Below are 14,389 nucleotides of genomic sequence, written 5' to 3'. Positions count from 1 at the left end.
AATCAAGTGAAGGAAGTGAAATTCAAGGTATTAATACACAATCTTGACAGGTATGTCAAGATTGTATGCTTAGCTTGGTTGAGGATTTCTACAGAGCCAAAAACCTAAAAACGATTTCTCCAAAATATGAATATGATGTGATATAGCCCTTTGTAAAACGATTCAATATGTTCCGGAAACCCAGCTACTCATCACATTCCCGAATTCTTCAAGAGATTCAATAACTGCCTCCCGGCAATTATTATCAGATATTGCAAAAATTGAATCTCCCAGCATTGCTTGTGAAGCAAGCCCTCCGGAAGACTCTACTGCTTCAATAGCATCTTCGCCCTTTCCACTCAAAAGACCAACTTCTAAAGAGAAATCACGAGATACTTTCATGAAATTCTCAACAGTAGGACACGCAAGCAGTTTTTTCATCGAACGCCTGCCTGACTTGTTAATTCGATCCACAGTTGCAGGATTTGCAACAACTTCTTTCGTGGGAATGCTTCCAAGTGTTACACAATGAACCTCAAAGGAAGTACAGGCAATGCGATCTAGTTTTCCGGTTGTTGTCAGAGGGCCCGGAGCTTTCCTGATAACTGCGCCTCCATAAGCCTGTGCTTCCACATCCCCGAGTCCCCCTCCTTCAAGAACTTCGGCAACATGCACTTTCTCCACAATATCGTTCTGGGAAAAACCCAATGAAAAAAGCTCGTTTAAAGCATATCCAGTGCTAAGGGCTCCGGCTGCTGATGCACCGAATCCACTGCCAACAGGAATTTCCGCAACTGATGAAACCCAGATCGGAATATCAACAAGGGATTTCACAAGATGAGCAGTTACCCGGGCATCTACGGGTGAGCCGTTCAAACAAATTTTCGTGTCCTCACTATTTGGAAAAAGAGACACTGTAGATGTTACACCTTTATCCAGCACCAGACCGCAGCCTGTAGTACCCTTAAGAAGTGGATCCTTATTTTCATGAATAATAAAAAAACCAGTAATATGACCCGGTGCAAAGGCTGTTGCAATATCCGTTTCGGATTTCATCATACCGTCCTTATCCCAGTAAGTCAGCAATTTTTCCAATAATCACAGTTGCAAGCTCACGTTTGGATCCACTGTGACAGGAATTAGAATTGGATCCAACAATGTAAACGGAATTATCATCTGTCCCCATTCCCTTTTCAGACACATCGTTGGCAATAACAAGATCAATACCGTAATTCTCAAGCAGGGAGAAAGCGCTGTTTATCAAATCCTCTGAAATCACACCTGTCTCAGCTTTGAATCCCACAACCACCATATTAGGATATTCCGACTTCACTGCAGGCAATAGTTTCTCCGTAGGGTGCAATTTCAGGTTTAATTCATCACCTGACTTGATTTTGGAAGAAAATGGATTGTCGAGTGTATAGTCGGAAATCGCAGCGGCACTTATGAAAACATCATATCCTTTTTTGAGTTCATCCATACAGGCATCCTGCATCTCAGCTGCGCTTTCCACATAAATTTCATTGATCCCTTCAGCACCAATGAATCCTCGATGCACAACGGTTACATCCGCACCTTTGCGATATGCCTCCTTTGCCAATTCCATTCCTGTTTTTCCAGATGCGCGGTTGGTAAGAATACGAATAGGGTCGATGGTTTCGGCTGTAGCACCTGATGTAATCAAAATACGTTTGTCTTTGAGGGCGCCCCCTCCAAGAACTCTCTCAACTGCCAGCACAATATCTTCATTTGAAGCAATTTTTGCAATTCCTTCTTCTATGCGTGGACCTACCAAAGTGATACCATATTTTTCCAGCCTTCCAAGATTTTCAGATACGGCAGGATGATCATACATTGACTGGTGCATTGCAGGAACAACTATCACTGGAGTGTTACTGCCAATTGCAGTGGTCGCAAAAGTTGTTACTGGAGTATCATCGATTCCGTGTGCAACCTTACCGATTGTATTGGCAGTTGCAGGTGCAATTAGCAGAAGATCGGCATTTCCTTCAAGACCACAGAAACCAACATGTTCCACTCCACCTGTGATTTTTGTAATTACAGGATGACCTGTTGCATAGTGGAGCGCATCCGGATGAAGTATGCGGGTTGCAGCCTCACTCATAACAGCATAGACATCCGCACCATTGCGAATCAATTCCCGTGCAAGCTCCACAATCCTAACTGCAGCAATGCTTCCGGTGATTCCTATTACAATGGTTTTTCCGAACAGGCTATTACCCCTGTTCCCTTTGATCCAGTGTGTAGAATGCATAGAGATTCCAGATGGATATATAAAAGATGCAGCTTATAAAAGGATAGGTTGGTGGGAAACTGCCCATAAATCTTAAGGAGATTAACATTGGTGCAGAAAAAGTTCATGAAGCAGGTTGGCGAAATGTTTGATCGTTACTCCGGGAAAGAAGAACTCAACCAGGAAATCGAAACACTGCAATCAAGAATCCTTGAGATGGAAATAGATCTCCGTCGTCTTGAAAAATATGAGCGCAAACTGAAAGTGGCTGTAAATGACCGACAGATTGTAGAGGAAAAACTAAAAGCTGCCCACAAGAAAATTGAAACTCTGGAGCACGAGCTTGAAAAACGGCGGAAAACAGAGGATGAGGGTATCTCCATATCCCAAATTGAACTTGTGAATTTCCGCAGAATACAGGATATTTTTGGGGAATTATCAACCCTTGTGGGAGATAAAGATCAGTTTATCACATTAATTATCCCTCCTGATATGGGTGTGAAATCATTCCCACAATACAGGGATATCGAATTGCTCACTGATGCAAAAACTCTGAATATTGTTTCAAAAATCAAAACCGAAACTGGTTTGATTCTTTTCTATGATCGTCCCGGCATTATCAGAGAGATATTTCTGCCGCCTATCCCAGTGATAGAACCTAAATTTGTTGTTGCGGAAAAGTTTTCCACTGCTGGAACAGAAATTCCAGGAGAGAATTTACAGACACTTGTGGTTGCAGCCCATGCCGGCGAGAGTCTGCTTATGGTTGCATCCGCAGATAAGGAAGAAAAAAGCCGGCTTGTCAGAAGCAGCGTGAAATCCAAACATGGCAAGGGAGGATTCAGCCAGAGGCGTTTTGAGAGACTCCGGGATGAGGATATTGTCCATCATGCCGAGAAAGTCAGGCAATCATTAATTGAAATTGCAGAAGAGACAGAAAATATTGATTATATCATTCTTTGCGGCGATATATTACTGGCAAAAGAAATCATAAAAGGAGTTAACATACCTGTGAGCCCAATAATCAGAAAAATTGATGCAAAAATAGATCCAAAAGATCCTGGTAAACTCCTAAAAGAACTTTTTGCCTATCGGAGATACAGGTTGTAAAAAATGATCAGTGAAAAAGAAATTGCTGGTATCATAGATGCTCTTGGAGCCGTGACTCTTGGGGAAATCAAGGAAATAGTACATGAAATTGAATTTCTGAATGAAGATACAAATACACCGTCCGAAGAGATTGAACGCCTCTGTGCCAAAGCGAAATCCAAACACTGGGCTGAAATAATAACCCATAAGGAAATTGAAGGCATTTCCCCGGAGGATCTACAAAATCCCGATGAGGAATACTTCATACTCGGAGCTGATGCTTTCCCGGAATATCCGCCCAAACTCAGTGAAGCATTGGACATCCTGAAACTCCACAAAAGAGAACTTGACAGGGAGAAGATTATACACAGGTTTGCACGACGGCTGAAAATGAAAATTAAGCACCTGTCAAATAAAATCAATGAATCCCAAAAGGATGGTAAGGCTCTGAAAAAGCTGGACAAGCAGTATAGCGATCTGCTTAACCTCTATTATGACTATGATTCCTGGATCCCCGAGGCATTTTCGGAACTTGAGGACGATGTTCTCAAATTGGCGGAGAAACTGGAAAGTCTTAAGAAGGCATAAGCATTTATAGTGTCACCTTAAAGGATGACGGATTATGGCAAGGGATAGAAGGGATCATTATTACTGGAAAGCCAAGCATGAAGGCTATAGATCCAGGGCAGCATTCAAACTGCTTCAAATTAACGAAAAATTCCATGTTATTAATGAAAAAAGCAATGTGGTTGATCTGGGAGCAGCCCCGGGAGGATGGCTTGAAGTTGTAAGGGATCTGACAAATAAAACCGTTGTGGGAGTTGATCTTCGCCCAATAAAACCTATCAAGGGTGTCACAACCATCAAAGGTGACATTACTTCTGATGCTACTATCAAAAAAATTGTTGAGCTGGTTGGTGAAAAGGCTGTTGATACAGTTATTTGTGACGCCGCACCAAACCTTTCAGGAAACTGGAGTCTTGATCATGCAAGGTCTATTGATCTTGCTAAATCTGCTCTTGAATGCGCTAAGAAAATACTCAAACCAAAAGGACATTTCGTTGTCAAGGTGTTCCACGGAGATATGTTCAAGAATTACCTTGAAGAGGTTAAGCAAAATTTCAGTTATGTGAAATCATATTCACCCAAAGCATCACGTTCTGAAAGTGCAGAAATGTACGTTATAGGGAAGAAATTCCTCACAACCCCTGTTCGCAAAGGTGACGAGTTTGATGTGGAAATAAAGAAACTTGGTTCCAGCGGAGATGGTGCTGTTCTGGTAGACACTTTTGTGGTCTTTGTCAAAAATGTAGAACTCGGGGACAAGGTGCGCATAAAGATAAAGGATGTCAAACCCAACTTTGCTTTTGCAGATGTCGTTGAAGTACTGGATGAGATACCTGAAAAATAACAATCATTTCTAAATTGTAATAAGCAAGATTTGGCACTGCCACAAGTGTAATATTCTACAACTCATAAAGGCCTCTATTAACATCTGGAATGATCCTTATGATAGATCTTCATACACATACAATTTTCAGTGACGGTGAACTTATTCCCAGTGAATTGATTCGCAGGGCTATTGTGCACGGATACGAAGCTATCGGTCTTACTGATCACGTGGATTATAGCAATGTTGAACATGTTATGAAAAATGTGCAGAAAGCAAGATACCTTGAAAACATATGGGACATAAAAGTTTTTCCAGGAGTGGAAATCACACATGTCCCTCCTGAGGAAATAGCACCTCTTGCTAAAATGGCAAAGGAACTCGGAGCTGAGATTATCGTAGTACACGGTGAAAGCCCGGTTGAACCTGTAGTTCCCGGGACGAATGCTGCTGCAGTGAAGTGTCCCGATGTGGACATTCTTGCACACCCCGGATTTATAACCGAGGAAGAAGCCCGAGTTGCAGTTGAAAATAATGTCTGTCTGGAAATAACAGCCCGTAGCGGCCATAATCGTACCAACGGCCATGTTGCAAGAATCGGAAAACTTGCAGGTGCGACCCTTGTAGTCGATACCGATGCACACAGCCCGTCTGATCTCATTACCGACGAGACCGCCCTGAAGGTAGCAATGGGCGCAGGATTGGAAAAAAAAGAAGCACTTGAAGTTCTGGAAAACTCCAGGAAATTAATTGAATAAAGGCAGTGTTCTGCCTTTTAATATTCTTTTTCAGTCAAGCCATTCAAGGAATTTGTCAAGCGCACGACGCCTGTGGGATATTTTGTTTTTTTCTTCATCCCCAATTTCACCGAAGGTCTGACCCTCGTATTCGAATATGGGATCATAGCCAAATCCACCCGTGCCTCTTTCCTCATAGGCAATCTTTCCCTCAATTACCCCAGTGAAGGTAACAGGCTCTCCCCCGGGCTCGCAGTACCCGATAACTGATTTGAACACAGCCCTGCGATCAGTTTCATCTTCCATGAGCTTCAGGACACGGGGATTGCCAAGATTATTTTCAACAAAAGCAGAGTACGGACCCGGAAAACCATTCAAAGCTGTTATGAATATACCAGAATCGTCAACCATCACCGGCATATTGAGTTTTTCTGCAGCCCACTTTGCTCCGTATGAAGCAATGGGTTCCAGATCATCTTCCTGAAGTTCAGGGTAGCCATCGGTATTCTGAATTGCTTCAATTCCACGGGCTTTAAGCATGGCCTGTACTTCCCGAAACTTACCGGCATTTCCGGTTACAAATACTATTTTACGCATATCTACCCCTCTTTTCAATTTCTGTGACTCTTGTCAGGATTTCATCGGCATTGCAAAGTTGTTTACGGTAGCCCCTGCAAAACGCTTCAATTAGTTTTTCATGATCCCTGTGCGAACTTTCAAGGGTCTGAAAAAGAACATGAACATCCACGCCTTTATCCTCAATGTTATTGCTTACAAAAGAAAGACCGAAATCTATCAGGTAAATACGTTCGCCATTCCAGATCATGTTTGAAGTTGTAAGATCCCCGTGGATTATGTTACCACCATGGAGTCTTCCTATCATCTCACCTGCCTTTTCACAAAGTTCCGGTGAGATTATTTCTTTGATGGGTTGCCCCATAATATATTCCATTTCAATGGTAAAACCGTAAACATCATAGAGAATTGGAGTCGGAACTCCCAATCTTCGGGCTTCGGAAATCAGGCGGGCTTCTGCACGAGTGCGTTCCTTGCGGATTTTCTCATCAAGCATTTCCACACGGTAGCGTTTGGGAATTCGCTGCTTGATAACACGATCATCCTGAATCCGAACAATGGCTTCCGCACCTTTGGGAAGTGAAATGTTCTCGCTCAAAGCCACGTCACCTCCACTGAATCAGGTCTGAAATCAGGATCTACATGGGAATTTGCAACTTCAATAGTGTTCCCTGATTTATACATGAGGAGCCCGAGATATGCAATCATGGAACCGTTGTCTCCCATAAAACGTTTTTCCGGAACATAAAATGAAGCATCCCTGTCTTCACACATGGTTTTCAGCATTTGCCTCAGGCGCATATTGGCACCCACCCCACCCGCAAGCAAGACCTCGTTTTTTCCGGTGTGTGCAAGAGCACGCTCGGTAACTTCCACCAGCATTGCAAATGCATTTTCCTGAAAGGAGTAGCATACATCTTCAATTGATGAATGTGAGAGTGCATCAGTAGCAGCAGTTGATAGACCTGAAAATGAGAAATCCATGCCCTTTACAACATAAGGCAGGGGAACATATGAAGCCGCTGCCTGTGCAAATTCTTCCACCTTCGGACCTCCCGGATGAGACAGACCTGCATTGCGGGCAAACTTATCCAGAGCGTTCCCGATACCTATATCCAGCGTTTCCCCGAATATGCGATATTTTCCGTTCCTGTATGCTAGAACCTGCGAGTTCCCGCCACTTACATACAGTACAACTGGATCTTCTGCAGGGGTTTTCCATCTTCCCACTTCAACATGTGCAAGGCAGTGGTTTACACCCACAAGAGGTTTTTCAAGAGATAATGACAATGCCCTTGCTGCAGTTCCCACGGTCCTCAAGCAAGCACCAAGCCCCGGTCCCTGTGAAAAGGCGATTGCATCTAGATCTCTGGAAGATATACCTTTGTCAGCAATGTTTTCGAAAAGTTTGCGAATTACCTGCCCGGCATGTTGTGCATGATGCTGAGCAGCTTCCCGGGGATGAATGCCACCTGTTGATGGACGGTATGTGTGAGAGACCTCATCGATAACGTCATTTTCGTCAACAACTGCAGCACTGAGATTCCATGCAGTACCTTCAATTCCGAGAACAAGTGTCACTTTCTAATCTCCGATGCAGTAATGGGGATGTGGATAATATTAAGTTTACTGTGATGTTCTGGAAAACAATTAATACCTTAAAAACTAACAGTGATGTGAGAACAATGCAAGGGGAAGACAAGAACTTACAGAAACCAGTGCCTGGAAGAGATTTCAACATTGTGGGCGAGAACGGGCTTCTGAAAACAAAGGAATTGCCACATTTCGAAGGCATCCATTACGTACCTCACAAGACATCCGGACTCCAGTCCGCATCAGATATGTGGATCGACAAAGAGCGGATGTACGAAGGATTGCAGGTAAAAGAAGCAATTGCTGAATTGATTCATAAAACGAAAATACTGAAGTGATCCTCTCAGATCACTCCCATATCCGAAAGCCTGTTCGGCAGATATGTTTTGGTAACAAAATCAAGACCTTTTCCAGCAAAAGCCTGCTGTTCTGCCTTTTTCTTTATTTCAAGCTGGAGTTTTATCTGTTCCTTCCAGTAATCCGTATCAAAACGTGGATCCGTCAACTCACTTCTCAGAGCATCCACATCCTTATCCGTGAGCTTGTCAGTAGAAAGTTCATACTCCACAATATCCGAAGGCTGGACACCAACGAACTTTGCAGCAGGTGTTGCCATGAACTCGGATAGATGAGCGGTTTTTATTGCACCGTATGCGACTGACGCATAGATACGATAAGACCAAGGATCACCATCAGTAAACACCACAACCGGAATACCGAGTTCTTCATTCATCCTTTTGATGAGCCTTCTGGTTGAACGGGCTGGCTGCCCCTTGAGGTGTACAAGAATAGCATTATATTCCTCATCAAAGCCATTCTCTATCAGACGGGCATACATACCACCGGTCTCAATGGCAATTATGAACTTCGCATCATGATCAATGAAATCAATGTTTTCCACATTAAATGGAATCTGATAGCCGCTTTCCCCAACATCTTCCTGGCAATGAATAATACGGTTTCCGCGTTTGGTTTCCTCCTGAATTCTTATGGGGCCAAACATCGTTGCACCGTCTTCCTCAGGACGCATGTGAAAGTATTCTCGCTGCAAGCTTGTAATTACTTCAAGATCCTCAATGAGGCGGTCACTTTCGGGCTGCTCCCTGAACTTGCCGATACCCCAGTTCTCGGAGATGTAATACAGCTCCCTCAAAGTAGACCCCCGGTTGCTTGCAAGGTGATTTTTTACAAGAAAATCAATAACATGGGATGTCTTCAATAGCTGGAATGCCCCTTTGACAGTCTTGGCGCTTCTCTCACTTTCCCTGTCACCATAAACCCAGACATCACTCTTCTCACTGTACTCAAGATTATTTTTCGTACGGGTGGGCATGTTTACGGAAGGCACATCTCCGTCCACAAACTGGGAGTAAAGCCTTCTGGCAAGCCCCATAAGTCTGTCTTCAGCCAGCCTGTCGTGATCCTTTCGATGTTCATTTTTATCGGCCATTATTACAACCCCTTGATTGCTTTCGCACCAGTGACTATGTCTTCCTCCACCCCTTCAACAATAGAATCCGGAAGGCGCGTTTTACTTGTTGTTGAATAAGTAATAACTCTTGTATCCCCTACAGGGAGAGAGATATTCCAGATATGATCGTTATCTGAACCCATACGCACAATCTTTGCTTCTGGTGAAGCATTTACCTGTTCTGGCAGAATTTCATGCAGCCGGAAATCAAGTTTTTTACTGCTGTAATTAGCTACCTTTAGTGAAACATCCAATCCACCGTTACTGTTTGGATATACCTGGCGATGAACCAGCAGGTTTCCCATTACACGTGCGACCACCGGATTAATATCAGGAACTTCTTTATCAAGGGTTTCTGCAAGGATTTCAGCCATTTTCGGAAGGACTTTTGTAATAATTACTTCTTTCTCACGCCTCTTTTTCAGGCTACCCTGCCTCTTGAGATATTTATTTAGTTTTCTTCCCACTTCCTTTAAAGCCAGTTCAACTTCGCTCTGGATTTCCGGAATATCAGCGATTGCATCCTTGGATTCCGAAGTAAACGGAACATTCGTGGATGCAACGTGCACAAGCAGGACGGCAGGTGCTACAGGCAACCCACCACCGGGTTGATTAAGCCCGTATTGTTTCCACTTAATAGACTCAACTGCGTGAGTGGTGACACATCCTCCCTGCTGGTAAAGAAGAGGTACCTTGTTTGCAAAACGCATTATTCCAACACGTTCATCCTTTGGGAGATCACCACCGTAAGCAAGACCTACTTCCACAACAAAAGGGTTTCCGGAGAATACGGAAGGTGTTCTGCTGGCCGTTGCAATAAAGTCAACTTTGTACTCCTTGTTCAGACCCTTATAAACAAGATCCTCTCCTATCGGCGAAAGACAATCCGTAGGAGGGGACATAATTTTCACTTTTTTGAAAGCATCAAGGAGTTTCCGTGCTTCTTCACGTCCGAGTTCTGAGGGAGGGGTGTCCGGCTCGAGACCGGAAGCAAGACATATTTCCTCAGCGGTCTGCAATCCGATCTTGGAGAATGAATAACGTAAAAATGAAGCCAGTTTTTGCCTCTCCGTATATCTGAGCATTTTCATTAGAGTACCCAGTTCAATACCATGGGGATGAGGGAGAATTTCTTTGGCTGGCTCAGGGATACAATCTGTTACTCTCTCAAAAGTAGTCTTATTATTATCAGGATCAATAAGGGTTATGCGAGCATGTGGATTTACAATAGCAGTAGCCTTAAGATATTCCTCCACGGATTGTCTCCTGCCTCTGACATAAGTGGCTTCCATTTCCATTTCAATCCGAGTTCCGTGTGGTCTGTCCCAGTCTATTATATCATCATGCAGTATTTCGGGTTCATTGGTCTTCGTGTTGACCATTAGTTCGTAATAGTGGGCAGGTGACGTGGGGCTTATTTTGGAAAGAATCTTGGTCGGATGACCGGAAGTCAGCTGTGAATAAAGTACCGCTGCTGAGATGCCTATACCCTGCTGACCACGGCTTTGCTTAAGAGAATGAAAACGTGAACCATAAAGTAATCGTGCAAACACATTAGGAATTTGCTCTCGCACAATTCCAGGACCATTGTCTTCAATAACAATTGAAACACCACTTTTCCCTAAACGGCGTATCTGAATCATAATATCCGGTAAGATACTGGCCTCCTCACATGCATCAAGTGAGTTATCAAGTGCTTCCTTTACGGTGGTGATCAGACTCCTTGGGGCAGAATCAAAACCGAGAATCTGCCGGTTCTTTTCAAAAAATTCTGCGACACTTATAGCCTGCTGTTTTTTCGCAAGTTCTTCTGCAATTGGCACTGGCATGTGAACAATCCCCTCAAAGACCAAATATGTTATTAATATCAGGATAAAGCAGTGCTTGCAAATATATTTATAGGTTTATAAAAGAATAGGAAAATCACTGGCTCACTATTTTTGAGACTCTATCATTCTTGCGAACTTTCCCTTTAACAGCCAATCCCACTATCTCACCTTTATCTGCAGTTTGGACTGATGAACCATCTAATACCAATGATTTAACTTCCTGCTCAAGGTAAGTGGAATTCCCTTCAATTATTATTTTGTCTCCTATTGAAAGGGACGACTCATAAAGATTCAGAGCTGCAGCACTCTTTTTACTGTAATAATTGGATACGACCCCAACAGCCTGTTTCATGGTAGTTGAGGCGTTCATGTCCCTGTCATGCATAAAACCTTCCCGTGAGGGTGTGCCAAAATAAAAACCAGTGGAAAATCCGCGATTAAAAACAGAACCCAGTTCCTGTTTCCACTCCTGCGCCACTTCCTTTGTAAAAGTGCCTTTTTTCACAGAGGACAATGCCATTGAATAGCATTTTGAGACCGTTGAAGTATATCGGGAATCACGTAGTCGACCTTCCAGTTTGAAGGCATCAACACCAACATCAACCAGTTTAGGAATATGTTCAATCATGCAAAGGTCTTTAGCACTGAGCAAGTAACGACCACCCACTTTAACCGTTGAACCATCATCTGAAACCATACTCCATTCCCAACGACATGGTTGTGCACAATCCCCGCAATTAGCCGAACGGTCAAGCAGGTACGCGGAAAGGTAGCATCTGCCGGATATAGCCTGGCACATTGCCCCATGAACAAAAACTTCCAGTTCTATATCAGTATGCTCGCGAATTTCCCTAATCTGATCAAGAGACAACTCCCTTGAAAGAACAACACGTTCCGCTCCCAGAGATCGATAAACTTCGGCAGACTTCCAGTTGGAAACATTTGCCTGTGTGGAAATATGAACCCGCAGTTCCCTATCAACAGCCTCACTTATTGCTGCCGGGTCCCAACAGATGACTGCATCAACCCCTGCAAATTTTACAGAGTCCATAACCTCGCGAAGAACGTTCATATCTTTAGGGTATATTACTGAATTTACCGCCAAGTATCCCTTCAAACCGGCATTATGAATAGTATTAACAAAATCAGAAAGATTGTCGGTCGTAATAGCACGTGCACGTGACCTCAGGCTGAGCTTATCGAGGGAGAAATAAACTGCATCCACATAATCCTGGCATGCATTTAATGAAGACAGATTCTTTACACCTGCCACAAGCTCAGGATAATGCTTTGGCTCAGGGATCATGTTGGAAGACATATGAGTTTAGATATAAATCACTATTGACGTTTTATTCAGGGAGTTCTCCTTATTACATTAAACCTTGTCAATAGGGAAATGAGAAGGAAGACATACACAAAATCCCTAATGTTCAGGACGTAAATGTCAGCACCCGTAGTCAAAACGTAAATAATGAAAATTACTCCTACTGAAAATAGAAGCAGACAAATTATCAGATCTTCAATTTCAATCATTTTTTCACTTCACTCTTGAGGGTTTTGAGCGAAATGACACAGACCTTATTATATTCAAACATTTAGAAAAATAAATTTAATGTCATTAAATTTATACTTATAGAAAATCATCATAAATCAACAAAATTTCGATGAAAAAAAGAAAAGTTGGAGTGAAAGGAAGAGAAGCCCGAGAGTTCTCGCAAGGCCTCTTATCCCTTCAAAATGCGAAAATTTAGAAAATATTTTACTCCGCAGTGGGTATTGCCTCAGCCTCATAGCTCTCGTGCTGTGAGTAGAACCATAGTGGTATGTACAGGGACAGCACAATAACACCAACCGCAGTTGTCGTGAAGCTACCTTCAATGATGTTGAGATACATCACACCAATTAGACAGAGAGGAATGTTGAACAGACCAAACAGGAGAGCCACATACTTCCATCCAGTTGGTGCCTTGAATGGCCTCTCAAGACCTGTAAGGTGAGGGTTCATCTTTGCTTTTACATATGCGAAAAGGCTGATACCATTTGCACAAACATAGCCTATCGCTGATGCTGCCAAAATAGCGGCAGGTGCACCACCTATTGCAACAAGTACCATATTGAAGACACCAATAAAGATCATTGCCAACACAGGTGTACCGTGTGCGTTTACTTTACTGAAAATTCTTGGAAGATTCCCTTCAGTTGCCATGGAGTGCATTGCCCTTGCAGAACCAAGAAATGCTGTCTGGATAATCAAGACCATAGCCGCAATGAGCATTACAACTGCAACTATTGAACCAATATCTCCAAGAGCTGCCTGTGCAACAGGAAGCATTGGATCAATAGGGGCACTGGCAATACCATCAATACCAAGAACACCAATAACGGTTGTCTGCACGATAACATATGCAAAAAGACAGATTGCACCACAGGAGAAGAGTGCTTTTGGCACATCACTACTAGGGTTCTTGTATTCAGGACCGTAGATCGCAGCAGTTTCCCATGCGCATGCACTCCACTGTGCCATTGCAAAGATACCTAGAAGAATCAAAATGTGATGTACATCCCATACCCATGTATCGGGCAACCAGTTGTTGGTAATGTTGGCAGCTACAAAGTCACCGGTTACATATGGTGCAAGAGTAATTACAACCAAGGGTAAAAGTGAAAATGCTGCAAGAATGTACCCTACTGTTGCACCGCTTGAAAGACCACGATAGTTGACAAGAATCAGACCGCCGAAAATAACGATACCCGCTATAAGTGAAAGCTGGTATGCAGTAAAAGTGGCTCCAAGTGCTGGGAAAAGGCTGTGCAAATAGAAACCTACAAGGATTGCAAATATAGCAAGGACAGGATTCCATGCAAACCAGTAACTCCATGCACTAAATCCGCCTATTAGCTTACCTTTATCATATTTTCCTTTGTGATCAGGCGTTTTGAAAACGTTTTGTGCAAAGCCCGGAAGACCTGATGCATTCGGGAAAGTTGTTGCGAGTTCACCATACGCCAAGTTTTGCATGAAACCTTGGAATACGGAAAGGCCCCAAACAATGATTGAAGCTGACCATAACCAGCCTGCAAAATATCCAATTGATGGCAATATCAACAGAGGTACACCAACAGCGATTGCGAGACCCTGTTTCCAGTCGATTGAACGCTCAAGTCCGCTACTAGGACCGGTTTCACAAACCACTTTGGCACACTGCTCTGCATGTTGCCAGTCTATACCTGCTGGCTTTTCTTCATTCATAATTAACACCACGCTCCATTTTTATAGATATTAATAAGTAAAACGAAATAATCAGGATGAAATACCCTGATTACTTCACTGAAGATTTGCCTAGTTACTGGGTAATTTCCCTGAATTTCTGACAACTGTTGATTTCGATGTCGAGAACTTTCTCGATGTTCATCTTTGCAGCAATACCCTTTGCACATCCTGGTACAGAGGTAATTACACCGATGTCAAGT

Annotated in this window: 15 protein-coding genes and 1 pseudogene; 6 read left to right on the top strand and 10 right to left on the bottom strand. The window is 43.2% G+C overall.

What is annotated here, in order from left to right:
* Positions 1-108, top strand: a pseudogene (locus PWQ49_RS08145) (IS5/IS1182 family transposase); the annotation flags it as partial.
* A 54-nt stretch (positions 109-162) separates the two neighbouring features.
* On the opposite strand, the gene PWQ49_RS08140 reads toward PWQ49_RS08145, so the two are convergent.
* Together PWQ49_RS08140 and coaBC are read right to left on the bottom strand one after the other, a co-directional pair.
* Positions 163-1,038 (bottom strand): pantoate kinase, encoded by an 876-nt coding sequence (locus PWQ49_RS08140; RefSeq protein ID WP_300609793.1) that lies wholly within the window; start codon positions 1,036-1,038, stop codon positions 163-165.
* A 7-nt stretch (positions 1,039-1,045) separates the two neighbouring features.
* Positions 1,046-2,254: a bifunctional phosphopantothenoylcysteine decarboxylase/phosphopantothenate--cysteine ligase CoaBC gene (gene coaBC, locus PWQ49_RS08135; RefSeq protein ID WP_300609791.1), complete on the bottom strand. Its 1,209-nt coding sequence runs from the start codon at positions 2,252-2,254 to the stop codon at positions 1,046-1,048.
* A 90-nt stretch (positions 2,255-2,344) separates the two neighbouring features.
* Between coaBC and PWQ49_RS08130 the strand changes: the two genes are divergently transcribed.
* From PWQ49_RS08130 to PWQ49_RS08115, 4 genes are all read left to right on the top strand, one after another.
* A complete protein-coding gene (locus PWQ49_RS08130; protein ID WP_300609789.1) occupies positions 2,345-3,343 on the top strand; it encodes a Vms1/Ankzf1 family peptidyl-tRNA hydrolase in 999 nt (332 codons plus the stop codon).
* A gap of 3 nt (positions 3,344-3,346) precedes the next feature.
* A complete protein-coding gene (locus tag PWQ49_RS08125) occupies positions 3,347-3,910 on the top strand; it encodes a hypothetical protein (protein ID WP_300609787.1) in 564 nt (187 codons plus the stop codon).
* Between the two features lie 34 nt (positions 3,911-3,944).
* Positions 3,945-4,733: a 23S rRNA (uridine(2552)-2'-O)-methyltransferase gene (locus PWQ49_RS08120; RefSeq protein ID WP_300609785.1), complete on the top strand. Its 789-nt coding sequence runs from the start codon at positions 3,945-3,947 to the stop codon at positions 4,731-4,733.
* A 98-nt stretch (positions 4,734-4,831) separates the two neighbouring features.
* The gene (locus tag PWQ49_RS08115; RefSeq protein WP_300609783.1) at positions 4,832-5,470 is read left to right on the top strand and encodes a histidinol phosphate phosphatase domain-containing protein; all 639 of its coding nucleotides are present in this window, start codon (positions 4,832-4,834) and stop codon (positions 5,468-5,470) included.
* Between the two features lie 30 nt (positions 5,471-5,500).
* Here the strand turns inward: PWQ49_RS08115 and PWQ49_RS08110 are convergent, their stop codons facing one another.
* From PWQ49_RS08110 to PWQ49_RS08100, 3 genes are read right to left on the bottom strand one after another with little or no spacing between them, the layout of a single operon-like run.
* Complete coding sequence (locus tag PWQ49_RS08110) at positions 5,501-6,046, bottom strand: XTP/dITP diphosphatase (protein ID WP_300609781.1); 546 nt, start codon at positions 6,044-6,046, stop codon at positions 5,501-5,503.
* On the bottom strand, positions 6,039-6,623 hold the full coding sequence (locus tag PWQ49_RS08105) for a Kae1-associated kinase Bud32 (protein ID WP_300609779.1): 585 nt from the start codon (positions 6,621-6,623) through the stop codon (positions 6,039-6,041). Before PWQ49_RS08105 ends, PWQ49_RS08110 begins: the two co-directional genes overlap by 8 nt.
* A complete protein-coding gene (locus PWQ49_RS08100) occupies positions 6,620-7,606 on the bottom strand; it encodes a bifunctional N(6)-L-threonylcarbamoyladenine synthase/serine/threonine protein kinase (RefSeq protein ID WP_300609777.1) in 987 nt (328 codons plus the stop codon). Before PWQ49_RS08100 ends, PWQ49_RS08105 begins: the two co-directional genes overlap by 4 nt.
* Before the next feature lie 104 nt (positions 7,607-7,710).
* Here PWQ49_RS08100 and PWQ49_RS08095 point away from each other — a divergent pair, with 104 nt between their 5' ends.
* Positions 7,711-7,956 (top strand): hypothetical protein, encoded by a 246-nt coding sequence (locus tag PWQ49_RS08095; RefSeq protein ID WP_300609775.1) that lies wholly within the window; start codon positions 7,711-7,713, stop codon positions 7,954-7,956.
* Between the two features lie 5 nt (positions 7,957-7,961).
* On the opposite strand, the gene PWQ49_RS08090 is transcribed toward PWQ49_RS08095, so the two are convergent.
* The 5 genes from PWQ49_RS08090 to PWQ49_RS08070 form a co-directional block, all read right to left on the bottom strand.
* A complete protein-coding gene (locus PWQ49_RS08090; protein WP_300609773.1) occupies positions 7,962-9,068 on the bottom strand; it encodes a DNA topoisomerase IV subunit A in 1,107 nt (368 codons plus the stop codon).
* A gap of 2 nt (positions 9,069-9,070) precedes the next feature.
* Complete coding sequence (locus PWQ49_RS08085; protein ID WP_300609771.1) at positions 9,071-10,918, bottom strand: DNA topoisomerase VI subunit B; 1,848 nt, start codon at positions 10,916-10,918, stop codon at positions 9,071-9,073.
* A 94-nt stretch (positions 10,919-11,012) separates the two neighbouring features.
* Entirely contained in the window at positions 11,013-12,224 is a 1,212-nt protein-coding gene (locus PWQ49_RS08080) for a peptidase U32 family protein (protein ID WP_300609769.1), read from the bottom strand.
* Positions 12,225-12,677: 453 nt separating this feature from the next.
* Positions 12,678-14,168, bottom strand: a complete 1,491-nt coding sequence (locus PWQ49_RS08075) for an APC family permease (RefSeq protein ID WP_300609767.1) — start codon at positions 14,166-14,168, stop codon at positions 12,678-12,680.
* 94 nt (positions 14,169-14,262) lie between these two features.
* Positions 14,263-14,382 (bottom strand): hypothetical protein, encoded by a 120-nt coding sequence (locus tag PWQ49_RS08070; protein WP_300609795.1) that lies wholly within the window; start codon positions 14,380-14,382, stop codon positions 14,263-14,265.
* Positions 14,383-14,389: the final 7 nt, after the last annotated feature.

The organism is Methanohalophilus sp. (assembly GCF_030156785.1).
Lineage (GTDB): Archaea > Halobacteriota > Methanosarcinia > Methanosarcinales > Methanosarcinaceae > Methanohalophilus.
Note: the sequence above shows the minus strand (reverse complement) of the source record. Positions and strands in the feature narration are given on the sequence as shown.